General features: G+C 70.0%; 21 protein-coding genes. 11 read left to right on the top strand and 10 right to left on the bottom strand.

Going from position 1 to position 24,085, the window contains the following annotated elements:
- From QSK18_RS33765 to QSK18_RS33750, 5 genes are all read right to left on the bottom strand, one after another.
- Positions 1-697 (bottom strand): IS3 family transposase (locus QSK18_RS33765; RefSeq protein WP_285627947.1); only part of this gene is annotated, 697 nt, incomplete at its 3' end.
- Between the two features lie 11 nt (positions 698-708).
- Positions 709-1,026, bottom strand: coding sequence for a transposase (locus QSK18_RS33760; RefSeq protein WP_285627879.1), 318 nt, complete (start codon positions 1,024-1,026; stop codon positions 709-711).
- A gap of 1,830 nt (positions 1,027-2,856) precedes the next feature.
- A complete protein-coding gene (locus tag QSK18_RS36140; RefSeq protein ID WP_352396714.1) occupies positions 2,857-3,102 on the bottom strand; it encodes a DUF6431 domain-containing protein in 246 nt (81 codons plus the stop codon).
- Positions 3,103-4,560: 1,458 nt separating this feature from the next.
- Positions 4,561-6,684, bottom strand: coding sequence for a putative bifunctional diguanylate cyclase/phosphodiesterase (locus tag QSK18_RS33755; RefSeq protein WP_285627876.1), 2,124 nt, complete (start codon positions 6,682-6,684; stop codon positions 4,561-4,563).
- Positions 6,685-6,782: 98 nt separating this feature from the next.
- A complete protein-coding gene (locus tag QSK18_RS33750; protein WP_285627873.1) occupies positions 6,783-8,228 on the bottom strand; it encodes an MFS transporter in 1,446 nt (481 codons plus the stop codon).
- 141 nt (positions 8,229-8,369) lie between these two features.
- Here QSK18_RS33750 and QSK18_RS33745 point away from each other — a divergent pair, with 141 nt between their 5' ends.
- Positions 8,370-8,945, top strand: coding sequence for a TetR/AcrR family transcriptional regulator (locus QSK18_RS33745; protein WP_285627870.1), 576 nt, complete (start codon positions 8,370-8,372; stop codon positions 8,943-8,945).
- Positions 8,946-9,174: 229 nt separating this feature from the next.
- Positions 9,175-9,516: a hypothetical protein gene (locus tag QSK18_RS33740; RefSeq protein ID WP_285627867.1), complete on the top strand. Its 342-nt coding sequence runs from the start codon at positions 9,175-9,177 to the stop codon at positions 9,514-9,516.
- On the opposite strand, the gene QSK18_RS33735 is transcribed toward QSK18_RS33740, so the two are convergent.
- The gene (locus tag QSK18_RS33735) at positions 9,495-11,621 is read right to left on the bottom strand and encodes a phage holin family protein (RefSeq protein WP_285627864.1); all 2,127 of its coding nucleotides are present in this window, start codon (positions 11,619-11,621) and stop codon (positions 9,495-9,497) included. The genes QSK18_RS33740 and QSK18_RS33735 overlap by 22 nt on opposite strands.
- A gap of 85 nt (positions 11,622-11,706) precedes the next feature.
- Between QSK18_RS33735 and QSK18_RS33730 the strand changes: the two genes are divergently transcribed.
- Entirely contained in the window at positions 11,707-12,669 is a 963-nt protein-coding gene (locus tag QSK18_RS33730; RefSeq protein WP_285627861.1) for a nucleoside hydrolase, read from the top strand.
- 2 nt (positions 12,670-12,671) lie between these two features.
- Here the strand turns inward: QSK18_RS33730 and QSK18_RS33725 are convergent, their stop codons facing one another.
- Both QSK18_RS33725 and QSK18_RS33720 read right to left on the bottom strand, forming a co-directional pair.
- Positions 12,672-14,147 (bottom strand): MFS transporter, encoded by a 1,476-nt coding sequence (locus QSK18_RS33725; protein ID WP_502894318.1) that lies wholly within the window; start codon positions 14,145-14,147, stop codon positions 12,672-12,674.
- A 69-nt stretch (positions 14,148-14,216) separates the two neighbouring features.
- Positions 14,217-14,993 (bottom strand): MBL fold metallo-hydrolase, encoded by a 777-nt coding sequence (locus tag QSK18_RS33720; RefSeq protein ID WP_285627854.1) that lies wholly within the window; start codon positions 14,991-14,993, stop codon positions 14,217-14,219.
- 62 nt (positions 14,994-15,055) lie between these two features.
- On the opposite strand from QSK18_RS33720, the gene QSK18_RS33715 reads away from it, so the two are divergent.
- From QSK18_RS33715 to QSK18_RS33695, 5 genes are read left to right on the top strand one after another with little or no spacing between them, the layout of a single operon-like run.
- The gene (locus tag QSK18_RS33715; RefSeq protein ID WP_232810677.1) at positions 15,056-15,664 is read left to right on the top strand and encodes a DedA family protein; all 609 of its coding nucleotides are present in this window, start codon (positions 15,056-15,058) and stop codon (positions 15,662-15,664) included.
- Positions 15,665-15,677: 13 nt separating this feature from the next.
- Positions 15,678-15,998: an ArsR/SmtB family transcription factor gene (locus QSK18_RS33710; protein ID WP_232810675.1), complete on the top strand. Its 321-nt coding sequence runs from the start codon at positions 15,678-15,680 to the stop codon at positions 15,996-15,998.
- Between the two features lie 43 nt (positions 15,999-16,041).
- Complete coding sequence (locus QSK18_RS33705; RefSeq protein WP_232810673.1) at positions 16,042-16,725, top strand: NAD(P)H-dependent oxidoreductase; 684 nt, start codon at positions 16,042-16,044, stop codon at positions 16,723-16,725.
- A 24-nt stretch (positions 16,726-16,749) separates the two neighbouring features.
- Complete coding sequence (locus tag QSK18_RS33700) at positions 16,750-17,424, top strand: DUF6518 family protein (protein WP_285627847.1); 675 nt, start codon at positions 16,750-16,752, stop codon at positions 17,422-17,424.
- Positions 17,425-17,479: 55 nt separating this feature from the next.
- Positions 17,480-18,142 (top strand): hypothetical protein, encoded by a 663-nt coding sequence (locus QSK18_RS33695; protein ID WP_232810670.1) that lies wholly within the window; start codon positions 17,480-17,482, stop codon positions 18,140-18,142.
- On the opposite strand, the gene QSK18_RS33690 is transcribed toward QSK18_RS33695, so the two are convergent.
- Positions 18,129-18,680: a hypothetical protein gene (locus tag QSK18_RS33690; protein ID WP_232810668.1), complete on the bottom strand. Its 552-nt coding sequence runs from the start codon at positions 18,678-18,680 to the stop codon at positions 18,129-18,131. The genes QSK18_RS33695 and QSK18_RS33690 overlap by 14 nt on opposite strands.
- Before the next feature lie 139 nt (positions 18,681-18,819).
- Here QSK18_RS33690 and QSK18_RS33685 point away from each other — a divergent pair, with 139 nt between their 5' ends.
- Positions 18,820-20,334 (top strand): CoA-acylating methylmalonate-semialdehyde dehydrogenase, encoded by a 1,515-nt coding sequence (locus tag QSK18_RS33685; RefSeq protein WP_232810667.1) that lies wholly within the window; start codon positions 18,820-18,822, stop codon positions 20,332-20,334.
- Positions 20,327-21,667 carry an aspartate aminotransferase family protein gene (locus QSK18_RS33680; protein ID WP_232810665.1) on the top strand — a complete coding sequence of 447 codons (1,341 nt, stop codon included), beginning with the start codon at positions 20,327-20,329 and terminating at the stop codon, positions 21,665-21,667. Before QSK18_RS33685 ends, QSK18_RS33680 begins: the two co-directional genes overlap by 8 nt.
- On the opposite strand, the gene QSK18_RS33675 is transcribed toward QSK18_RS33680, so the two are convergent.
- The gene (locus QSK18_RS33675; RefSeq protein ID WP_232810663.1) at positions 21,650-22,336 is read right to left on the bottom strand and encodes a TetR/AcrR family transcriptional regulator; all 687 of its coding nucleotides are present in this window, start codon (positions 22,334-22,336) and stop codon (positions 21,650-21,652) included. The two genes, QSK18_RS33680 and QSK18_RS33675, sit on opposite strands and share 18 nt — an antisense overlap.
- Positions 22,337-22,443: 107 nt before the next feature.
- On the opposite strand from QSK18_RS33675, the gene QSK18_RS33670 reads away from it, so the two are divergent.
- Complete coding sequence (locus QSK18_RS33670) at positions 22,444-24,084, top strand: amidohydrolase (protein WP_232810662.1); 1,641 nt, start codon at positions 22,444-22,446, stop codon at positions 24,082-24,084.
- The last annotated feature ends 1 nt before the right edge of the window (position 24,085 follow it).

Raw genomic sequence — 24,085 nt, 5'->3', positions numbered from 1 at the left:
CGGCGCCCCCGGCGACTTCATCGGCGACCTTCCCGTCAAAGCCGACATCCACCCGGCAGGCCTGCCCATCAGCACCTCCACGATCGAGGTGTTGCGACGACCCATTGAATCCACCTTGCGTTCCGCGATCAGCATGGAAGATCACTCCGCGCGGTGGCCGGCGGCGTTCCAGGGCCATGTCGAGAGCGTCGGTCACGAGGCTGGTGCGCATGTGATCGGCAATGGCGTATCCGATGATGGCCCGTGAGTACAGGTCGATGACAGTGGCCACGTAGGCCCACCCGGCGCCGGTGCGCACGTAGGTGATGTCGCCGCACCAACGCCGGTTCGGGGCCGATGCGGTGAAGTCACGGCCGATCCGGTCCGGGGCGCTCACGGGCTTCTCCCCGTGGATCGTGGTGCGTTTCCACGCTCTTGGATGGCGTCCTCGCAGGCCAGTGGCCCGCATGAGTCGCCAAACCCGCTTGTGCGAGATCCGGTGCCCGGCCGCTGCCCGCATCCGCCGCACGCCCGGATTGCCGCGGGCCAGCTCGTGCAGCCGGCGCATCAGCGACAGCAGACTCAGCTTCTGCCGGGCCCGGTCCGAGACCTCGGCGTGCTGGACCTGGCGCCAGGCGTAGTAGCCCGAGCGTGAGACCAGAAGCTCCCGGCACATGAAAGCGAACGAATAGTCGCCGGAATCAGCCCAGTCCGCGATAGCAGCAAAGATTACTGCTGGTCTTTCGCGAACCAGGTCGCAACTTTTTTTGCGAAGTCGACCTGCATCTGCAGCTCGTTGATCTTCGCCTTGTCGTCCTTGGCCTGCTGCCGCAGACGCACCAGTTCCCGACGCTCGTCATCCTCCAGCGGCTCCGCCGCCGGCTGCGACTCCCGTTCCTGCCGTTCCATCTTCACCCACTTACCAAGCGTGATTTCGTGGACGCCAATATTCCGTGCGACGTCCGCGATCGAACGTCCGTCATCGATCACGTACGACGTCGATTGTGCCTTGTACTCGGCGGTGTAGGAACGCCTCGTTGAACCCATCCCGAAAACTCCCGACAGATCGGGCAGTCACACCAGGTGTCCACTCAAGCGGGAACGGTCCACCCCGTGGTCCTGGACGGCCGATGATGCCGTGAGGACTGATCGCTGACCGACCGCGGGGTGCGTCGACGAGAAGACGACGGACGACGTCTTTTGTCAGGGTGGGTTTGGGTGAGGGACAGGGACTGGGGGTTCAACGACTGGTGAAGCAGGTGCTTCGTTTCTGCTTCGCGATCCGTTCGGCGTCGTTCGAGGTCTTGGTGCAAGCAGCCCGAGATGCATGAGTCTGAGCCGCTGTTCCCGGTTCCACACAATTGCCTCGCACTGAGCGAGAACCCGGGCTCCTGGCGGCGCTGGGGGCGACGCCATGTGCTCCCGTAGCGCCCGTGCAGAACGGCGTCGATGAGGGGGCGATGGTCCGCCCGGTCGGCGGACTCCGGTCCCCTCGGCCAGGCGCGCAGCGTGCTCTGAAAGCCTTCGCCAAGGCGTCGATCGCCGTGATGCCGATGGCTGTGAACGGGGCGACCGCCCGTGTACGCATCGGCGGTCCGCCCGTAGCCGCGCCTCGGAGTCAGTGGCAGTTGAGGCCGGGAAGATCAGGACGAATGCGCTGACGAAGCCACCCACGCCAGAGGTTCTTGGCTGCTCACAGCGCGAAGGTGAGGACTCGGCGGCGGGGTGTTCCTTGAGTCCCGCGATGCGTGGGTGCGGGGGCGGTGATCAAGCATGTGCAGCTCCCAGCTGAGGAGATGAGGGGGCGCTATTGCCCGCACAGTTGACCGGATATCTGTTCCGCACCCGCGTCTAGCTGCTCTGACCTGCAGTCCCGGCAGCCACCTAGGTTTCGGGGTCGGCCCGGAGCAGTGCAGGGCGACCGCAGGAGGGCCTCCACGAGGTTTCCCGAGTTTCTCCCCTGGTACACCACGCTGGCCCGGGGCGACGGGCCGAACAGCGTGGCGAGCCGGCGGGCGTGCATTGCCGTGTGCTGCGCCGTGTACGACACCCCCTCTAGGGGTATCTCCCTCAGAGATAGTCGGACCTGGCTGCACTCCCGGCGAGACCTCACCATTGGCCTCTGACCTGCTCTGTTGGTCTTGTTGGAGCGAACGCGCCTGGCCCAGGCACGTTCACCCCCGTGAGAAGGGGTTTGAGAAGGGGTCTGTTGAAGGGTTTGAGAAGGGGTGTGAACGCGCCGGTAGGCGCAGCCTCGCGCTCGCATCATCACTGCTGCGGCCTACCTACCGGGGCCGTGCGCTGCGAGCGCGGGCCACGTGTTCAGGGGCGGCATGGGCGACGTGTTCGGGCCAGCGCCAGCAGGCCCCGAGGTGGCCTCCCCCATGGGCACGGCGCTCATCGCGAACGGCTGTTCGGCGGCGTTTAGCGTGCCCATGATGGCGTCGTTGCGGATGCCGATGATGGGGCTCGGGTCGTCGGCCTCGTGATGGTTGGGTCGGCCTGGTGATGGTGTCGTCGGCATGGTGACGGCTGGGTGCCGCCAGGTAGGGGCCGCAAGCGGCGCAGATCTCAGCCTGAGCGGGCGGCGGGGATGAGTTGGCCTCGGGCGATGGCACCGATCAGGGTCCAGATGTCGTTGGGTGGCGCGGGCAGGCGCCAGCGGATGGCCAGGGCCGCGGCGGCCAGGACATTCAGCGCTTGACGCAGGGGCTGCAGCGGTTGGGCCGCAATCGGCGGGGACCAGGTCGATCGTGTTCAGCAGGTCGAGGTCGATCGCCGCGAGGGGCTTGGACGCCCTGCTGGCGCAGCCACGCCAGATGGATGGGGCGAGCGGCGCGTAGCCATCGCCGGACGGTGGAGGGTGGCCGGTTCAGGTCAACCCGCGACATGCCGGTATCCGCTCCCAGATGCCGTGGCGCGCAACGCGGTTGCGATGACTTCGGTGGCGTCGGCTCGGCGGGGCAGGCACGCGGAGGGCAGGAGCACCTGGGTACGCGTGCAGTCCTGACAGCGGGCCCGCCGGGGCCGGATGGTGCGGGTGCCGGCGGCCAGCAGTCGCACGGTGCGTGAGCGTGCCCGGGACCAGGCGCGTAAGCGTCCACCACAGGCCGGGCAGGCCAGGGACCCGGCCTGCAGGTCGGCCTCGGCCCGGTCCGGCAGTGATGATCACGACGGGCGGCTCCTTCATGGGCGACACCCTTGCCTACCAGGCGACGCCTCGCCCCGGGCCCAACTCGTGTTGATCAGCCGAGACCGCCCGGTGCGGAGAAGGACACGAGCACGTCAGCGCCGGGGCACCACCGCCCGGACCGGCATCTGGACCCAACACCGAAGTTCCTGAGCACGGCCGGTGCAGGTCGGGACGGTGGCGGTGCCGACCAACAACCTTAAGCTTCTGCGGCATCGGCAATCTCAGTGCCCGACCCCGGTCATTTCGTCGGCATCCTCAGCGGTGCCTGACGAACGGCTGCGCCCGCAAACTTGGATTGACAGAGCAAGCCGGAAAGTCGAGGCAGTGATCTGGTCAGTCGACCAGTGGGCACCGTTGCACCTGTTGGCCAGTGGATGCTGTTGGCTGGTTGGCCCGGCGAACGCTGTTGAAAACGGAACGCGGTCGCTCACAAGCGCTTGTGGACGCTGTTGGTCCCTGGATCTGCCGGGTACCCGCGGCGTTGGTCCGGTTGCCGTGGTGGACGCTGTTGGTCTCGTTGACCGGTAGATCCGCCGTGTCGTGCGGGTCGGAGTCAACATCGCTCCGGCAGTCGGCAGACAGACCAGCGCCCCGGGCCACGTGGCCAGGCCGACTCGTGCGAGTCCCGAGGTGGGGCGGCAGCGATCGGGTGTCCCAGGGCTGAGGCGCCCGACACCGGTGGCCGGAGGACGCAGGGGCAGGGGCAGGGGCAGGGGCAGGGGCAGGGGCATGACGCTCGCAGCGTCGACGAGGGTCACCTACCCCAGGTCGCCGGCCACCACCCCGGCGGGCGCCGCCGACCGCGTGCCTCGTGGGCCGGGGACACCCGAGGCACCGAATGCGGCCGTCGAGCGGGCACGTGCTTCTGGGACTTCTGGGAACCCCGCGAGCTCCCCACCGTTACCGTCGTGGGCGCGTGTACGTGCCCACCGACGTCCCTAAGTTTTGGTCTGTGGGGGCCGCCTCGAGCGGTTGCTGCTGTTCGGCGGTCGACCGACGGCCAGATCGCGTAGAAGACAGGGGCATCCCGGCGGGTGCAGTTCGGCCAGCAGGCGGGTGGACCCACGCCACCAAGTGCCCCTTGCCCGGGGCGGAGTGCCCCTGCCGGAGGTGCCCCTGGAGGGGCGGCTTCAGGGGCACCTGGGCTGGGCCCCGTTCAGCGGCGGGGCTTTGGGCAGGTCGTCTCTGAGGGCACGCACGATGGGGCCGGGTTGCTACATGGTGCTCGGGGCACCCTGTGACGCCTGCCGGACGCAGGCACCCCGCGTCCCTCGTCCAGGAGGGCGCGCTCGTGTGGGGGCAGGGGCACGCCGAGCGCGACGACAACGGGGCCAGATCACTTGACGACACTCGCCGCTGTGTCGGCCATGTGGGCTGCCCAGATCCACTCACCCCGAAGCGTCGCTCAAGCTCGCGGCTCTCAGTCTCTCCCCCATGCTGGAAGCCGGTAACGGCTTGGCCCAGAAATACCCTTGCCCCGCGGAACAGCCCAGAAGCTCCAGCTCGTCCGCCTGCTCGGCTGTCTCCACGCCCTCGGCCACGACGGTGAAGTTCAGCGCCCGGCCCAGGCGCAGAACCGAATCGATCAGGACGGCGTGCTCGGGGGTGCCGTCCAGTTGGCCGGTCAGGCTCCGGTCGATCTTCACCACGTCGATGGGCAGACTCGTCAGGTATCGGAGCGAGGAGTAGCCAGTACCGAAGTCGTCGATGGAGATGCGCACAGCCCGCGCCCGGAGGTTCGACAGAAGCACCTTCGCGGCCTCCTCGTCGACGATGGCTGACTCGGTCACCTCCAGGGCCAGGTGGCAGGCCGCCAGCCCGGTCCGCTCCAGGACGGCGAAGACGTCCTGGACAAAGCTGGGGTCCCGCAATTGCGCCGGAGAGACGTTGACGCTGGCGTACAGGTTCTTCTTCCCGGGGTTCTCCTCGTGCCAACGGCGCACCTGCCGGCAGGACTGCTCCAGCACCCACAGACCGATCTCGGCGATGTACCCGGTCGACTCGGCCAGCGGGATGAACTCGAGCGGGGAGACGGTACCGAAAGATGGGTGATGCCAGCGGATCAGGGCCTCGACCCCGATCACCTCACGGGTCCGCAGGTCGACCAGGGGCTGGTAGAGCACCTCGAACTGTTCCTCGGCGACGGCTTCGGGAAGGGCCGCAGCCAGGTTCACCAGGCGCTCCCGCTGGTGCGACGACATCGTCCCCTTACGACTCGCCTTGACCGCGTACAACGCGGCGTCGGCCGCTCGCACCGTGGCCTCACTGGTCTGGCCCTCCTTCCACAACGCCAGACCTGTGCTGATCCTCGGGGTGAGGATCTCGCCGTCGAAAACCGTAGGTTGCTCGAGCGCCTCGGTCAGAACATCAGCCAGACGCCGCAGGGCCTCAGCGGTGACCACCCCGCCCGGTTCGGCCGGCCCTTCCAGGAGAACAGCGAACTCGTCCCCTCCCAGCCGGGCAACGGTGCCCGCGGTCCCGACCACCTGCGTCATCCGTTGGGCGGCGACGATCAGCACATGGTCACCGGCTGCGTGCCCGTGCCGGTCGTTGACCTGCTTGAAGTTGTCCAGGTCGAGCAGCACGATCCCGAAGGCCTGCCCCATCGTGCTGGCCTCCTCCGCCTCCAGCAGGCGGCGGTGCAGGAGCGCGCGGTTTCCCACCCCGGTCAGGCTGTCGTGGTTGGCGCGGTGCTCGATCTCTCCGAACGTGCGCTCCAGGATGGCCATGGTGTCGTTGAGGGCCGCGCCCATCCGGCCGATCTCGTCCTTACGCCGGAAGGTCACCTTTTTGCTCAGGTCGCCTCCGGCCGCCCTGGTCACCACGTCCATCACCTCCGCCAGCGGCCTGGCCAGGCTACGCGCGACCAGGAGAGCGCTCGCCAGAGCCACGGCCGCGCTGGCCAACCCCAGCACCAGCATCAGTTGCGCGGTCCTGCCACTGGCCTGCGAAGCCCGCTTGGTACCGGCGGCGACGCCGGTCACGAGCTCCTGCATAAGTCGGTCGGCGGACTGCTTGGCCGCCGCGACGATCGTGTTCAGCCGCTGGACCGTGTAGATGACCCCGGCACGGTCAGCACCGTTGGCCGCCTCCGCCAACGAGGTGTCCCGGGCCCTTCTCCACACCCCTATGTCGATGTTGACCGCCCGCCGTTGCCTCTGTATGTGGTCCGGCAGGTCGACTGCGGCCAGGGCCGCCAGCTGTCTGTTGAGGATCTCGTCGGACGCGGCGATGTCCTGGCGGTAGGTGCGGCGGTACGGGCCCGGATCAGCCAGGACGTACGACAGCACGGCCTCCTGCTGTCCTCCTATGGCCGACCTGACCTCTGTCATGTAGATCAGCGCCTGGACGTTGGTGCTGTACGCGCGGTCCTGCTCGGCAGCCAGGGTCCGCAGCCGTATCGCACCGGCCAGGCCGAGGGCGGCGAAAAGCATCGAGCCGGCCACTGCGGCGGCAACGATCTTGAGTCCGAGGGGCAGGTCGCGCGCCCTCCAGACCAGCGTTGACCCCATCGTCACCACTTCGGCCAGGCTCACTCACCCCTTGAGCTCTCCGCCGCGGTCTCGGCCGACCCTTCGTACGCAGAGGGTTCGGACCGGGTCCCTCCCCCTCAGCTGGTGGCCACGGCGACCGCAGGGTCTTCTTCGGCGACCACAACGGTTCGCCGGTCGATCCGGGCCCGGGTTGGCACCAGCAGGGCCGCGCCCACCGCCACCGCCGCCAGCCCCGTCATCAGGGTGAAGGCGCTGGTGAAACCGGACTCGGCGGGCAGGCCGCCGGATGTGGTGTGGGAGGCGATGATCGAGCTGACCACCGCAGTGCCGATCGACCCGCCGATCGTGCGCAGGTTGGTGTTCATTCCCGAGGCCACCCCGGTCTGCTCCGGCGGCACCCCGTTGACCACGAGGTTGACCATCGACGAGAAGGCCAGCCCCATGCCGACTCCGGCGATGCCGGCGGCCAGCGACACCTGCCAACGGGCATCGTGCGCGAAGACCAGGATCAGGCCGGAGAGGGTGAGCAGCACCGCGCCGCCCACCAGTTGCGTCTTGGCGCTGACCAGTCTGCTGATCGGCCCGCTGGCGAAACCGAGTACCGCCATCCCGACCAGCATCGGCAGCAGCAGCAGACCGGCGCCGGTGACCGAGGCGCCGAAGCCGTACCCGGTGGACGCCGGAACCTGCATGAACACCGGCAGGAAGGCGTAGGTGACGAACATTGCCGCGCCGAAGAGCAGGGCCACCAGGTTGGTGGTCCAGACCGCCGGCAGGCGCATCATCCGCATGTCGATCAGTGGGGTGGACGAGCGCAGCTCCACCCAGATCCAGGTGGCCAGCAGCACCGCTGCCAGGGCGAGGCCGCCGAGGACCGAGGCCGAGGTCCAGCCCCAGGCGTTGCCCTTGGTGACCGGCAGCAGCAGGCACACCAGCCAGCCCGAAAGCAAGGCAGCAGCAACGATGTTCACCTTGCCCGGGGTGCGCACCGCTGATTCCGGGACCAGCCGCAGGGCCAGCAGCCAGATCACCGAGGCAGCGATTGCCGGGATCCAGAAGAGCCAGCGCCAGCTCAGGTTCTCCACGACGGGGCCGGCCAGAACGACGCCCGCGCCGCCGCCGGTGGCGATCACCGCGGCGATCGCGCCGACTGCGCCGGGCAGGCGGTGGGGTGGGAACTCGTCGCGGATGATGGCGAAGGTCAGGGGGAAGACCGCGGCCCCGATGCCCTGCAGCACACGCCCGAGGATGAGCACGCTCACCGAGGGGGCGGCTGCGGCTACCGCCGAGCCGATGGCGATGGCGGCCAGGGCGATCAGCAGGGTGCGCTTCTTGCCGGCCATGTCACCCACCCGGCCCAGCAACGGGGTGGCCACCGAGGCGGTCAGCAGCCAGGCGGTGATCACCCAGGTCACCGTGGTGGTGGAGGTGTTCAGGTCGGCCTGGATGGTCGGCAGTACCGGAGTGACCAGCGACTGCAGGAGTGAGATGGAGGCGGTCGCACTGGCCAGCACGGCGAAGATGACCAGCGGCGAGACGCGCCGGTCGGTGGATCGAGACATGAGTGATCCTTCGTACGCGACGGAGAAGGATGTGCAGGAATTACCCCTGGGCCTGGACAGGCTGCGGTGACTGTTAAAGTGGAGGGGTGCCTCCACCGTAACGGAGGGGGCCCTCCGGAATCAAGGCGAAGGGACTCCCCGGTGACCGAAGCACCCGGCCAGGCCCATCACGTCTCGGTGCGCCGGCCGCAACGGGCTGATGCGCGCCGCAACTTCGACGCCCTGCTGGGCGCAGCCCGTGAAGTCTTCGCCGAGGAGGGCACGTCCGCCTCGCTGGAAGAGGTCGCCCGCCGCGCCGGGGTGGGCATCGGCACCTTGTACCGTAATTTCCCGACCCGGCAGGACCTGTTCGAGACTGTCTACGTCGACGAGGTCGAGGCCCTGGCCCGCCGCGCCGAGGAACTCACCGGCCTGGAGCCCTGGGCGGCCCTCGTGGCCTGGCTGCGGCAGTTCGTCAGCTACGCCACCACCAAGCGGGCCATCTACGAAGCACTCAACCGCGACTCGGCCATGTTCGCCGCCTGCCGGGAGATCATGTACTCGGCCGGGCGCCCCCTGCTGCAGCGCGCCCAGGCCGACGGCCAGGCCCGGCCCGACGTCTCCTTCGAGGACGTGCTGCGCCTGATCAGCGGCATCTCGGGATCCGCGTACAGCGACGACGAGCAGCGCGAACGGGTGCTGACCATGGCCCTGGACGGCATCCGCCCACGGGCCTGAGACCGATCCACTCGACTGGTCCGAACCCTGTCCCTGGGAGAGGGTCCTGAGCTCGACCCCTCCCGTGTCGTGAGGCCACCCGGTGGGCACAGCACCTCGTCGTTCCTCACCGACGATGCCGTGGTCTCACCGAACCGGATCTCAACTTCCTGGCAGAGCAATACGTGAGGACGAGCCCGCGGTACCGCAGGATGATCCGCCCGATCGGTGCCCGCCCTAGCGTGCTGTTGTGCATCCCTTCGGGTGGGTCCTCCTGTACACCGTACTCACTGTACTCAGCGCTTTTTCGAGCCTCGCCATCTGGTTCGCCTGCGTTTTTGCCTTCGACGGGGGCCTTCAGGGCATCGAGCACACCTGCGGTTGGGCGCCGTCCGCCCGCCCTCTGGAACTGCGCACCGAGCTGTTCCCGCTGAGGGCCGAGTGCCGTTATACAGACGGAAGCAGCAAGAGCTTGGTACCTGACGCCGTCAACGTAGTGATCTTCCTGGCCGCCGGCGTGACCGCTGCCTTCTTCGCGCTACTGCTACGGGCGATCTGGAGGCTGGGCACCTACATGGTGTCGGTGAGATGACGTCGTCCTGGTCCAGGAACCCCATCAACAGGCTCAGCACGCCGGGCGCCGATTCGTTCGAGCCAGCGCACGAGTTGCTGGTGCACGCTGCCCGCGCCGTAGAGCATCTCCTCACCGGGAACACTGCGGTCCAGGAGGTCCTCGTCGATCTCCCAGCCGGCGGGGTGCACCAGCACGGCCTGGTTCTGCCAGCCGCCCAGTCCACCGTGCGAGCCGACCAGTTCCTCGAACGCATGCACCTCGCCGGTGCGCGCATGCAACGTGGAATGCACGTAAAGGTCTGGTGCCACCTTCATCTCGGCCACCCTCAGAAGGTCTGCGGCGGCCCGCGGGCCGAAGCCGGACAGCGGATCGTGCCCCTCTACGACGTCTTCAAGCAGAACTCGTACACCCGAGCGGCCCAGCACGAGGGGACCACGCGCGCTGTCGGCCACCACGAAGGCGATGCCGGGCTCGGTGAGGAGGCCGGGGATCAGGCCGGGATGCTGTTCGGTGAACGTCTCGACGGTGACGCGGCCGGGAAGGCGGGGGAACCAGACCAGGCCGAGGTTGCCGGAGCCGACCACGACCAGTTCCGGGCGCTCACTGAGGTCGGCCGGGCCGGAACGCTGGGGGCCGACGATGACACCGGCCTCGTCGGCGCGGTCCATGCGTCTCAGCGCCCGGCGGGTCTTGGGACGAGCCGTGGCCAGAACGTCGGTGAGGAGGGCGTTGAGCGGGCCCCAGCCCTCGACGTCCCCGGTCTCGGCGACCGCCGACGCGGCTCCGGAGTGTTCCCGCACCGCGGCTTCCAGGGTGCGTCCCGTCAGTTGCCGGAAGGTGGCGCCCTGGCTCTGGCCGTGGTCGGAGAGCACGACGAACTCGTAGTTGCGCGGGGCGGCGTCGGCGACCCGCTGCAGGGTGTGCAGCACCAGGTCGATGCCGGCCAGGGCGTCCATCGACTCGGGGCGCATCACCCCGGCGTGGTGGGCGATCTCGTCGTAGTCGACGAAGTCGACGTAGATCACCGGAGCCCCGGCCATCATGTGCTCGGCGACCAGCGCGACGTTGAGGTCGCGCAGGACGACGTTGGTGAGACCGCGCAGAGCCACGTACGAACCGCGCCGCCGGATCCGCGGCTCGATCCCCCGGACCCGTTGCTGGCGGCCCTGGTACAGCTCCTTCACGATCTCCGCCGCGGTCAGCACCAGCGCCCGGGCCAGGACGAAAGGGCTGAAGAAGAAACGGATGTAGGAGCTGCCCGGTCCGAGGTCACCGCGGCGGGCGGCCCGGCTCATCACCATCAGGGCGGTGGGCGCGTCCCCACTGAACATGTTCGAGACGCTGACCCCGCCGTCGGCCAGCAGCCCGTGCCCGTCGGACAGGCGGGCCTCGATGGTCGCCGCGTCGTCCGGGCGGTTGGCCACCACGAGCCGTCCGGTGTCCTTCTCGTACCAGCGGAAGGCCGGGATGCCATCGTTGCGGCCGTGCAGGATCCCGGCCTGGCTCGCCGGGGTGGTCGAGGGCACCTGGGCCCACCACGGCGTCATCTCGTGCGAGCCCGAGCGCACCCACCGCGAAAGCGTGGGCAGCACACCCGAGACGATCCCGTTGCCCAGCAAAGGGTAGGGCAGGCCGTCGATCTGGACGATGACCACACCACAGGGGGCATCCTCGTCGACCGGTCGTCCTCTGCGGCGCCGACGGGACTCCCCGCGCCGGATGAGATCGGCCACGATGTAGGAACTGTCGTTGACGCCGACCAGCCAGCGGGTGACCGCGGCGAGCAGGGCGACCAGGAGCAGGGCCTGGGCGGCGGCCTCGACCCCGCTGACGTAGACCCCCGGCACCAGCACCAAGGCCGCCGTGATCAGGGCCACCTGGGCGCTGAGGCCGAGCACCAGCGCGGTGATCGCCCCGGCGAACCCGGCGATCAGGCGCAGGGTGGGGCGGACCAGCGCGTCGAACCCGGCCGTGACCGCCGCCACGGCGAAGGCCCACCACCAGTGCGCGATCTCCAGCCCGGCGAGGATCCACGACGAGACCAGCAGCGCCGCCGCGTTCGGGACCAGGCCGATCAGGGCGTCGCGCAGGTCACGGCTCGAGATGCTCAGCCCGTTCGGCACCGCACGAGGCTAGCCGGTCGGCCGGTCCGCACCGCCGAAGGGTTAGATTGCCGCCGACAGACCAGACGAAGAACGGAGCCCGGAAGTGACCATCCCCCTGGTGATCGACACCGACACCGCGCAGGACGACTGCGTGGCGATCCTGGCCGGTCTGCTGACCCCCGAGGCCGATCTGCGGGCGATCACCATGGTGGCCGGCAACGTGGGCTTCGACCGTCAGGTCAAGAACGCCTTCATGACCTTCAACGTGGCCGACAAGCAGGTGCCGATGTACCTGGGCAGCCGACTGCCCCTGGTGCGCCCCTGGGCCTCTGCCGAGAACGTCCACGGCGACGGTGCGGGCGGTCTGGACATGGACTTCACCGGCTACTCCCCCGAGACCGAGCACGCGGTGGACGCCCTGCTGCGCCTGGCCGAGGAGGCCGAGGGCGAGCTGAACATCGTGGCGATCGGCCCGCTCACCAACATCGCCCTCGCCGTGCGCAAGCGTCCCGAGTTCGCCTCCCAGGTGAAGCACCTGGTGGTGATGGGCGGTTCGAACAACGCCCGTGGAAACATCACGGCGGCGGCCGAGTTCAACTTCTACGTCGACCCCGAGGCCGCGAAGATCGTGTTCGACGCCGGTTTCCGGATCACCGTGGTGCCCTGGGCCCCGCTCACCCTGCAGCAGGCCGTCTTCGGCCGGGACGTGCTCGAGCGGATCGCCGCCATCGACACCCCGCTGGCCCGCTTCTTCACCAGCGTCTGCTCGGCCACCCTGGCCTTCGACGAGAGCGTGGGCATCCCCGGCACCACCCACCCGGACTCGCTCTCGGTGGCCGTGCTGCTGCGGCCCGAGCTCATCACCCGCTCGGCCGAGTACAACGTCGACATCGAGACCGGCTCGGAGCTGACCCGGGGCTACGCGGCGATGTCGTGGGGCGTGCACGGGCTGGCGCCGAACGCCACGGTGATCGAGGAGATCGACGCCGCCGGGTTCCAGAAGTACCTGCTGGACATGCTCTCGCTGAGCACGACCCCGCCGCGCGAGTTCCGCACCGCCGGCTGATCTCAGGCCGGGTGCTCGTCGGTGGAGCGGGAGTCGGTCAGGGTGAGCGCGCCGCCCGCCGCGATCAGGCCGACCACCACCGCGAGCACCGAGTAGGTGATCTGCTCGCCGTGGAAGAACGAGGCGATCAGGCTCTCGCTCCAGCGGCCGGCCGGCAGCTGGGTGGTGACCAGGGCGGCGATCAGGGTGCCGACCAGGGCGGTGCCCACACTGGAGCCGACCTCCTGGGCGGTGTCGTTGAGCGCGGCGCCGATCGAGGTGCGGTTGGCGGGCATGGCGTCGATCAGGGCCACCGCGCAGATCGTCATGACCGTGCGCAGGCCGATGGTCATCGCCACCATCGACACCGCGATGGGCAGGTAGCCGTGCCCGACGCCCCAGGCCAGCCCGGCCAGGGAGCCGGCCAGCAGCGCCGCCGCGATCAGGCAGGCGATGCGGTGCCCGAAGCGCTTGGCCAGCGTCTCCGACAGCGGGGAGGCGGCCAGCATGGTGACGATGATCGGCAGGTTGGCCAGGCCGGCCCGCACCGGGCTCCAGCCGTAGGCGTACTGGAAGTGCAGGATCAGCCCGAACATCACGCTGGCCATGGCGATCGAGGTGCCGAGCTGGGCGATCACGGCGCCGCGCACGGTGCCGCCGGAGAACAGGCTGAGGTCGAGCATCGGGGCCGGGGTGCGGCGTTCGTGCCGGACGAAGGTCACCGCGGCGATCACGGCCCCGAGCACCGAGGCGATGGTGACCAGCGAGTCCCAGCCGTACTCCACCCCGGCGGTCAGTGAGTAGCAGGCCAGGCCGATGGTGGCCACGCTGAGCACGGCGCCGGTCAGGTCGAGCTTGTCGTCGGTGAGGTCCTCGCGCCGGTCGGCGGGGACGCCGAGGCGCACCCCGATGAAGGCGATCAGGGCGATCGGGGCGTTGATGATGAGCAGCCACTGCCAGTCGAAGTGGGCCAGGGCGGTGCCGCCGAGCAGCGGGCCGAGGACGAAGCCGGACAGGCCGACGGTGATCATGACGGTCATCGCCCGCATCCGCAGGGCCGCATCGTCGAAGAGCCGGAAGACCAGCGAGTTGGTGATCGGCGCCATCGCCGCGGCGGCCACGCCCAGGCAGGCGCGCAGGGCGATCAGCTGGCCGGGCCCGGTCACCGCGATCACGGTCAGGCTGAGCAGCCCGAACACCGCCAGGCCGACCAGCAGCACGCGCCGGCGGCCGAGCCGGTCGGCCATCGAGCCGGCGGTGAGCAGCAGGCCGCCGAAGGTCAGGGAGTAGGCGCCGGTGACCCACTGCAGCGCAGTGGTGCCGCTGCCCAGGTCGCGGCCGATGGTCGGCAGGGCGATCGAGAGCAGCGTGTTGTCGACCATCTCGACGAAGAAGGCCAGACAGAGGGCGGCCAGGGGGATCCAGGCGGCGCGTAGGGAGGTGTAGGTGCGGCTGGGCGAGAGGCCCGCAGTCAAGGTTGCAGGCGTAGTAGAGGTCACGAGAGTTGAGATTCGGGGCAGAGACTGTCAGCCGACGCACGCGCCGCTGTCATTCTCTGAGATGCGCTGTCAGGGGACGCTGACAGTTTCGCCGGGAGCAAGAACCCAGGCCCGGCAGTCGGGGGCATGCCGACTCAACGCCTGCTGGAAGAGCGGGCCGCCCAAGTCCATCCACCCTCGGGGGAACCGACCCACCACCGGCGCGTGAAGCGTCCCCCAATGCACCGGAATGGCCGCCCTCGCGCCGATCAGGGCACACGCGCGGGCCGCTTGTTCGGCGTCCATGTGCCCACCCGAAAGACGGGGGCCCCAACCACCGATGGGGACGATCGCCACGTCGATGGGAGCCTCGGCCAGCTGGGGTAGATCGGACATCTCGTCGTAAAGGCTGGTGTCGCCCGCGACATAAACAGTGAACCCCGGCTTTTGGACGAGGTGTCCGCCGGCTGAGTTGGGTCGGTGCGGCATTGGTCGGTGGCCGTGGTCGGCCCGGACCAGACGCACCCGCACGTCGGTCCCGGGCAGGTCGTACCACTTGCCCTCCGCGTCGAGCCCGTTCAGGCCCTTGCGCCGGAGCCAGACCGCGTTCTCGGCAGCGGTCAGCACGGGGACGTCTCTCAGCAGCCGCAGGGAGGGCAGCTCGGCGTGGTCGTGGTGCAGGTGCGACAGGAGCACCAGATCGGGCTGAGACCACGAAGCCTTCGCTGGGCGCCCACCCCTTCGGCGTAGCGGCCAGTTGTGCTTACGCAGCAGCGGATCGGTGATCAGTCGGGCCCCGCCGATGTCCAGCACGACGGTCGAGTGCCCCAGCCAGGTAATGCTGGGGGTCGGCAGTTCGGGTGTCACCGTGCAAGCATGCTCCCCGCCCAGCAACACGCGACCGACGACGTCCCCCGGAGGAATTCACGGTGCCCGCCACCACCAGCCTGACCGACGGCACCGTCGACGTCTCCACCTCGCTGGGGGTCGCCGCCCTGCTCGGCCTCTTTCTCACGGTGACCCTGGGCGCGATCGTGCCCATCGTCCCCACCGGGGCGGCGGTCAGCGGTGTGGCCGCCTTTGCCTGGCATCACGAGCCACTGGTGCTGATCGTGGTGGTGGCGATCGGGGCGGCCGGGGCATACCTGGGCGATCTGGGTACGTACGGGTTGTGCCGCGTAGGTGGCAAGGCGCTGGCCAGGCGGCTGCGCTGGCTCCGGGACGAGGAAAAGCTCGGCGCTGTGGAGGACCGACTGCGGGAGAACCGCGTCCAGACCCTGCTGATCTCCCGCCTGATCCCCGGGGGCCGCATTCCGGTGCTGCTCGCGGCGGCGTTCCTCGGCCTCGAGTGGCGCACGTTCCTGGTGGCCAACGCCCCGGCCTGTGCCCTGTGGTCGGTGGTCTACGTGGCGCTCGGCACCGTCGGCGGCAGCGTGTTCCCCGAACCGTGGCAGGGTGTGCTCGCCGCGGTGGTCCTCGTGCTGCTGGTCACGCAGGTCACCGGTCTGGTCAACCGCCGGCGTCAGCCCGCCGGGTAACGTGAGTGGTCACATGAGTACAGACCGGGCCGACCTCGCCGAGGTGTTCAAGGCGTTGAGCAACCCTGCCCGCCTGGAGATCCTGAACTGGCTGCGCGAGCCCGACAAGAACTTCGCCGAGTGGGAACCGATCGCCGACCGCGCCGAGTTCGGTGTCTGCGTGACCCACATCCAGGCCAAGTCCGGCCTGGCCCAGTCGACCACCTCGGCCGCGATGGCCCTGCTGGAGCGGGCCGGCCTGGTGCGCTCGGCCCGGGTGGGCAAGTACCGGCACTACCGCCGCGACGAGGAACGCATCGCCGGGTTCGTCGCGGCCCTGGGGCGCGACCTGTAGAAAACATAGCGTCAGATCGCGATATGACGATATGTTGGTCCGCATGCCGCCGACCGCGCTGATCGTGCACGCCCATCCCGAGCCCGGGTCGTTCACCACCGCCCAGATGCGCGAGGCCGAGGCCACGCTGGCGGCCGGCGGCCACCAGGTGAAGGTGCTCGACCTCTACGCCCTGGGCTGGAACGCCACCCTCGACCGGGCCGACTTCCCCGGCTCCGAAGGCTATTTCAAGCCGCAGGCCGAACAGGCCCGGGCCCTTGCCGCAGGCACTCTCCCTTTGGACATCACCGGGCATCTGGACGCACTGCACCAGGCCGACCTTCTGGTGCTGTCGTTCCCGCTGTGGTGGTTCTCCGTGCCCGCCGTGCTCAAGGGCTGGGTCGACCGGGTCTTCGTGATGGGCAGCGTCTTCGGCGGTGCGTACGGCATCTTCGACCAGGGTGCCCTCACCGGGCGACGGGCCGTGCTGCTGCTCACCACCGGCGGCGCGGCCGGCCACTTCGGGGCGGACCAGCCGTACGGCGACCTCGACCGGCACCTCTTCCACATCCACCACGGCATGCTCGGCTTCGTCGGCTACGACGTGCTGCGCCCGATCGTCACCCACGCTCCGGCCCGGCAGACCGACGAGGTGCGCCGGGCCGCCCTGAGCTCGGTGCGGCAGGCCTTCGAGAAGATCGAGGCCCGCGACCCGGTCTCCGACCACGGGATGACAACCTCCTTCTGAGGGACAGCAAGATGGCACCTGGGCATGACGCGCCGGCCTGAGAGCCGGGCCAGGATCGTCGGCATGGCCTTCAGCAACACCGGCAACAGCACCGCCACCTCGGTGATCACCTCGGACGACGCCACCTCGGACATCGCCGCGGCCACCGGGGTGGCCGCCCTGAGCTTCTTCGCCGGCGCCCTGACCTCCTACGCGCAGGGATTCCTGCCGGACTCGCTCAGCTCCTTCGCCAACTCGGCCAGCGGCTGGACCCTGGTCACCGTGCTGCTGATCTGGAGCGTGCGGGCCCGGCCGGTGCTCGCCGCCATGCTCGGCGCGGCCGCCTTCGTGCTGCTGACGGTCGGCTACAGCGCCGCCTCGGCGGTGCGGGGCCTCACCTACGACCCGACCCTCTTCAGCATCGTCGGCCTGGTGGTCGGGCCCTTCGTCGGCATCGCCACCGCCTGGCTGCGCGAGCGCGACCTGCGGGCCGCGCTGGCCACCGCCACGCTGAGCGGCATCGCCCTCGGCGAGGCGGTGTACGGGCTGACCGTGGTCAGCCAGAGCACCAGCCCGGTGTACTGGACGCTGAGCGGTCTGGTCGGCCTGGCCCTGCTGGGCGGCATGGTGACCCGGCGCCTGCAGGGGTCGGTGAACATCACCCTCGCTCTCGGACTGACCGCCGTGGTAACGGCCGGGTTCGTCCTCGCCTGGGGATAAGCGGAGGGATGGCCCGGGTCCCCCGGCCGGGGGTCGACTGGGTAGAAATGAGCCCATGAGCGAACCCGAGTTCTGGTGGCGTGACACGGTGGGCCCGGAGTGGGCCGGGCACAGCTGGCCCGCGCTGGAGGCCGCGTTCCAGGTGGCCGGGCCCTCGCCGGTGCTGGAGGAGGCCCGCCGGTGGTCCGACGAACCGGCCCATGTGCTCTACGTACGCTCAGCCTCACTGCGGCGGGCCTACGGGTTCGCCGTCTCGGTGGCCCAACGCGCCGCCCGCACGATCGCCACCGAACGTGGCTACAGCCGTCATCTGTTGGCCGTAGGTGTTCTCGACGAACTGTCGATGCCGGCCGACCCGGAACCGGCCGCCACCGCCGAGGCCCAGGCGAATCCCCGCCGCCAGCAGTGGACCGCCCTGGACACTCGCCGGCGCTACCTGGACGACTACGCCAAACCCCTGGAGCGCGCCGACCTCACCCTGCTGCGACTGCCCGCCCAGGGCGATGCCGAGCAGGTGCTGGACCAGATCGCCGACCGTCGCCGCAACTACCTCCGGGCCACGATCCTGGCCGGAGTGGTGCTGCCGCACGAGTTCGCGAGCACCTACGGCGACGGGATCGCGGCCCGCTTCGGTTTCCCCCGCGGGGACGAGACCGAGCCCTCGGCCCGGCTGACCGTGCTCGACCTCGACACCCGAGGCGGCTTCACAGCGCGTTGAGCGTCTTCAGCCCGGTGGCCTGCAGCGCCGCGGTGCGCACGTCGGGGCAGGTCTTGAGCATCAGCCCGTCCACGTCGGCCCCGGCCAGCGTCTGGTTCAGCTCACCGGTGGCGTTGCGCACGATCACCTTCAGGGTGTTGCCCAGCCCCACCCGCACAGCGGCCGGCTCGGCTCCCTGGGCGCCGGAGACGATGCCCACCGCCATCTGGCAACTGAACGCCCCCAGCCCTTCCGGGCCGTAGGCGGCGGCCGCCCGGGCGGTGAGCTCGTTGGCCCGGTTGAGGTACTCGTTCGTGTCGAGCGACTCGCGTTCGGCGTTCAGCGCCTGCATCGACTCCTCGACCTCGGACAACGCCTTCGGATCGGCCACCTCGACCTTGATCGACGAGGTGGGCTCGGGGGCCTGCGAGGTGGCCTCGGGCGTCGTGGTGCTCACACTGACCGAGGGCGTGGACGCAGCAGCCGGTTCGTCGTTGTCGCCGCTGCAGCCGGCCAGCCCCAGCATCAGCACAGCCACGGCGAAATGCCTGGACCTCAAACCCGCTCCTTGTCCGGACCCGCCCGGGCGATCCGGACCCCAGTCAGCATGTCAGAAGGTCGCAGTCTGCCGGACCGGCGGGAGAACTGCCGACACACTGTCGGGCCCACGGATGCCGGTGAGGAGGCAGCATGGCCCCATGACCTCCGAAATCGTGCACTGGGCGGACGGCGCCCGGTTCGCCGGCTCCTCCGGCCTGTGGGCCGACGTCACCAACCCGGCCACCGGCCAGGTCAGCGGCCGGGTGGCCCTGGCCGGCGAGAGCGACGCCGCCCACGTCATCGCCTCGGCGGTGCGGGCCCAGGCGGCCTGGGGCGAGACCTCGCTGGCCCGGCGCACGCAGGTGCTCTTCGCCTTCCGCGAGCTGCTGAACGCGCGCAAGGGTGAGCTGGCCGAGCTGATCACCGCCGAGCACGGCAAGGTGCTGTCCGACTCGGTCGGCGAGATCGCCCGCGGCCTCGAGGTCGTGGAGTTCGCCTGCGGGATCTCGCACCTGCTCAAGGGCGGGCACAGCGAGGGCGCCTCGACCGGCGTGGACGTGCACTCCAAGCGGGTCCCGCTGGGCGTGGTCGGCATCATCAGCCCGTTCAACTTCCCCGCCATGGTCCCGATGTGGTTCTTCCCGATCGCGATCGCGGCCGGCAACGCGGTGGTGCTCAAGCCCAGCGAGAAGGACCCCTCGGCCTCGATCTGGCTGGCCGCGCTGTGGAAGGAGGCCGGTCTGCCCGACGGCGTGTTCAACGTGCTGCAGGGCGACAAGGTGGCCGTCGACGCGCTGCTCACGCACGACGACGTGGCCGCGATCAGCTTCGTGGGTTCCACCCCGATCGCTTCCTACGTGTACGAGACCGCTTCCCGGCACGGCAAGCGCGTGCAGGCCCTGGGCGGCGCCAAGAACCACATGCTGGTCCTGCCGGACGCCGACCTCGACCTGGCCGCCGACGCGGCGGTGAGCGCGGGCTACGGCAGCGCGGGCGAGCGGTGCATGGCGATCAGCGTTCTGGTGGCGGTGGACTCGATTGCGGACGATCTCGTCGCCCGGGTCGCCGAGCGCACCAACACGCTGGTGATCGGGGACGGGGCGGCCGGGTCCGAGAAGGAGGCGGACATGGGTCCGCTGGTCACCCGGGCGCACCGTGACCGGATCGCCGGGCTGATCGACAGCGGCGAGGCGGCCGGGGCCAAGGTCGTGATCGACGGGCGGACGGTCGAGGCCCGTGGCGCGGCTGACGGTTTCTGGCTCGGGCCGACGCTTTTCGACAACGTCACGCCGGACATGGAGATCTACACCGAGGAGATCTTCGGGCCGGTGCTCAGCGTGGTGCGGGTCTCCTCGTACGCCGAGGGCGTGGAGCTGATCAACGCCAACGCCTACGGCAACGGCACCGCGGTGTTCACCAACGACGGCGGCGCCGCCCGGCGGTTCGAGAAGGACGTCCAGGTGGGCATGATCGGCGTGAACGTGCCGGTCCCGGTCCCGGTGGCGTACTACTCGTTCGGCGGGTGGAAGCGCTCGCTGTTCGGCGACACCCACGCGCACGGCACCGAGGGCGTGCACTTCTTCACCCGGGGCAAGGTGGTCACCACCCGCTGGATCGACCCGGCCAACCGACCGACCGACGGCCTGCAGCTGGGATTCCCGCGCAATGTCTGATCTCGAGAACACCCAGGACCCGCAGCGCGCCTACGAACTCGACCGGGCGCACGTCTTCCACTCCTGGTCGGCGCAGGCCACGCTCGACCCGATGGTGATCACCAAGGCCGAGGGCCCGTACATCTGGGACGGGGCCGGGCAGCGCCTGCTCGACTTCACCTCCCAGCTGGTCTACACCAACCTCGGCCACCAGCACCCGCGGATCGTGGCGGCGATCCAGGAGCAGGCGGCCACGCTCTGCACGGTGGCCCCGGCCTACGTCAACGGCGCGCGCTCGGAGGCCGCCCGGCTGATCGCCTCGCACACCCCGGGCGACCTGGACCACGTGTTCTTCACCAACGGCGGCGCCGACGCCAACGAGCACGCGATCCGGATGGCCCGCCTGCACACCGGCCGCCACAAGGTGCTCTCCACCTACCGCTCCTACCACGGCGGCACCCAGCTGGCCGTGAACCTCACCGGTGACCCGCGGCGCTGGCCGAACGACAACGGCTCGACCGGAACCGTCCATTTCTTCGGGCCTTTCCTCTACCGCAGCGCCTTCCACGCGAGCACGCCGGAAGAGGAGAGCGAACGGGCCCTGGCCCACCTCGAGCAGGTGATCACTCTGGAGGGCCCGGCCACGATCGCCGCGATCGTCCTGGAGTCGATCCCCGGCACCGCCGGCATCATGGTCCCGCCGCCGGGCTACCTGGCCGGCGTGCGGGCACTGTGCGACCGGTTCGGCATCATGCTCGTGGCCGACGAGGTGATGTCCGGGTTCGGCCGGGCCGGCAAGTGGTTCGCGATCGAGCATGCCGACGTGGTGCCCGACCTGCTCACCTTCGCCAAGGGCGTGAACTCCGGCTACGTGCCCCTGGGCGGGGTGGCGATCAGCGACGCCATCTACGAAACCTTCGCCCAGCGGGTGTATCCCGGTGGTCTGACCTACTCCGGCCATCCCCTGGCCTGCGCCGCGGCGGTGGCGACCATCCGCACCATGGAGGACGAGGACGTGGTGGGCAACGCCGCCCGCCTCGGCTCCGAGGTGATCGGCCCGGCGCTCGGCGAACTGGCCGAGCGGCACGAGTGGATCGGCGAGGTGCGGGGCACCGGCGCCTTCTGGGCCGTGGAACTGGTCTCCGACCGGGCCACCCGTGAGCCGCTGGCCCCCTACGGCGGCAGCAGCCCCCAGATGGCGGCCCTGCTCAAGGCCTGCCGGGCCGAGGGGTTGCTGCCCTTCGCCAACTACAACCGGATCCACGTCGTGCCGCCGCTGAACACCCCCGACGACGTGGTGCGCGAAGGCCTGGCCATGCTCGACCGGGCGTTGACCTCAGCGCAGGGCCTGTAACCCGTCGAGGAACACGTTCAACGCGTGCGGGTAGGCGCTGACCCGCATGGTGCGGCCGAGCGCCCCGGCGCTGGCGGCGATGTTGGGGTGGCCCTGCGCGTCGAGGTGGGCGTAGACCGTCTCCCAGGCCAGCACGTCCGGGTCGGCCTCGGACTGGGCCAGGGTGAGGGCGGTGGCGTCGAGGGCGGCGAAGCCCAGGGTCAGGTCGATGAACGCGTGGTAGTGGCGGGCCGCCACGTCGGGTGGGAAACCGGCGGCCCGCAGCACGCCCAGGCCGGTCTCGATGATCCGGATCTCGTTGGGCCGGCCGGTGACCCGGGCGGCGGTGAGCGAGGCGATGCGGGGGTTGGCCACCAGCGCCGAGTAGACCCGCACGCCCAGGTCGCGCAGCGCCTCCGGGAACGGCCGGTCGCCGTCGAAGCCGTCCAGGCAGCGGCCCATCAGGTCGTCGGCCATCGCCCGGACCAGGTCGTCGGCGCTGCGGAAGTAGCGGTAGATCGAGGTCGGGTCGGCGCCCAGCATCGCCCCGAGACGGCGCATGCTCAGGCCGGCCGCACCGTGCTCCTGCACCAGCCGCACGGCGGTCTGCACGATCAGCTCGTGGCTGAGCACCACCCCCGAACGCGTGGGGCGTCGGCGGCGGTTGGTCACCAGGCGCTCGTCGGCCACCGAGTCTCCCCAGCCTCTCCTCGTAAACTTATGACAACACCATTGACGAGAATGCCACGTCCCGGGTTCCATTGCCAGATAACCAATTCGGGAAAGGACCGCGCACCGTGGCCGATGCAGATCTGGTGTTCACCGGCGGCACCGTCGCCTGCCTCGACGCGGCCCGCACCCGCACCGGCGCGCTGGCCGTGCGCGGCGGGCGCATCGTGGCCCTGGGCGCACCGGCCCAGGCCCTGATCGGCTCCCGCACCGAGGTGGTCGACCTGGCCGGCCGGCTGCTCCTGCCCGGGTTCCAGGATGCCCACGTGCACGCCGTGTTCGGCGGGCTCGAACTGGCCCAGTGCGACCTGACCGGCACCACCGACGTGGCCGAGTACCGCCGCCGGATCGCGGCCTACGCCCAGGCCCACCCCGAGGTCGAGTGGATCACCGGCAGCGGCTGGTCGATGGAGAGCTTCCCCGGCGGCGTGCCCACCGCCGACCTGCTCGACGACGTGGTGCCCGACCGGCCGGTGTTCCTCTACAACCGCGACCACCACGGCGCCTGGGTGAACACGAGGGCCCTGCAACGGGCCGGCCTGGACGCGGGCACCCCCGACCCCGCCGACGGCCTGGTCAACCGCGACGCCGAGGGCCGCCCGGTCGGCGCCCTGCAGGAGGGCGCGATCTCGCTGGTGGCCGATCTGGTGCCCAAGCCCACCGCGCAGGACCGGCTGGACGGCCTGCTGCGGGCCCAGCGCCTGCTGCACTCGCTCGGCATCACCGCCTGGCAAGACGCAATGCTCTGCGGCCGCAACGGTTTTCCCGACGTCTCCGACGCCTACCGCACCGCCGCCGAGCGTGATCTGCTCACCGCCGACGTGGTCGGGGCACTCTGGTGGGACCGTGACCGGGGCGGCGAGCAGATCGCCGAACTGGTACACAAGCGCGAGATCTTCACCGTGGGGCGGCTGCGCTCGTCCACCGTGAAGATCATGCAGGACGGCGTCGCCGAGAACTTCACCGCCGGCATGACCGTGCCCTACAAGGACGCCTGCGGGTGCTCCACCGGCAACGCCGGGCTGAGCTTCGTCGAGCCGGCCGCCCTGCGGGAATACGTCACGGCGCTCGACGCCCTCGACTTCCAGATTCACTTCCACGCCCTCGGCGACCGAGCCGTGCGCGAGGCACTCGACGCGGTCGAGGCGGCGCGAAAGACCAACGGGCACAAAGACACCCGGCCGCACCTGGCCCACCTGCAGGTGATCCACCCCACCGACGTGGCCCGCTTCGGCGCGCTCGGGGCCACCGCCAACCTGCAGGCGCTGTGGGCCGCCCACGAACCGCAGATGGACGAGCTCACCATCCCCTTCTTGGGCGGCGACCTGGCCCGCCACCAGTACCCGTTCGGCGACCTGCTGCGGGCCGGGGCCCGGCTGGCCGCCGGCAGCGACTGGCCGGTCAGCGACGCGAACCCGATCGCGGCCGTGCACACCGCGGTCAACCGCCGCCCCCACGGCGAGCAGGCCCCGGTGTTCCTGCCCGAGCAGCTCATCGACCTGCACTCCGCTCTGACCGCCTACACGGCGGGCAGCGCCTACGTGAACCACCGCGACGACACCGGCACGCTCGCCGTTGGCCACCGCGCCGACCTCGTGGTCCTCGACCGCGACCTGTTCGCGCTCCCGGCCGACGAGATCGGCGCCGCCACGGTGGATCTCACCTTCATCGACGGAAATCCGGTTCATCAGGGCTCTTCCAGCGGATAAG

It is taken from the genome of Kineosporia sp. NBRC 101677 (assembly GCF_030269265.1).
GTDB classification, from domain to species: Bacteria; Actinomycetota; Actinomycetes; order Actinomycetales; family Kineosporiaceae; genus Kineosporia; species Kineosporia rhizophila.
The sequence above is the reverse complement of the archived record's forward strand: the minus strand, read 5'-3'. Positions and strand labels throughout refer to the sequence as shown.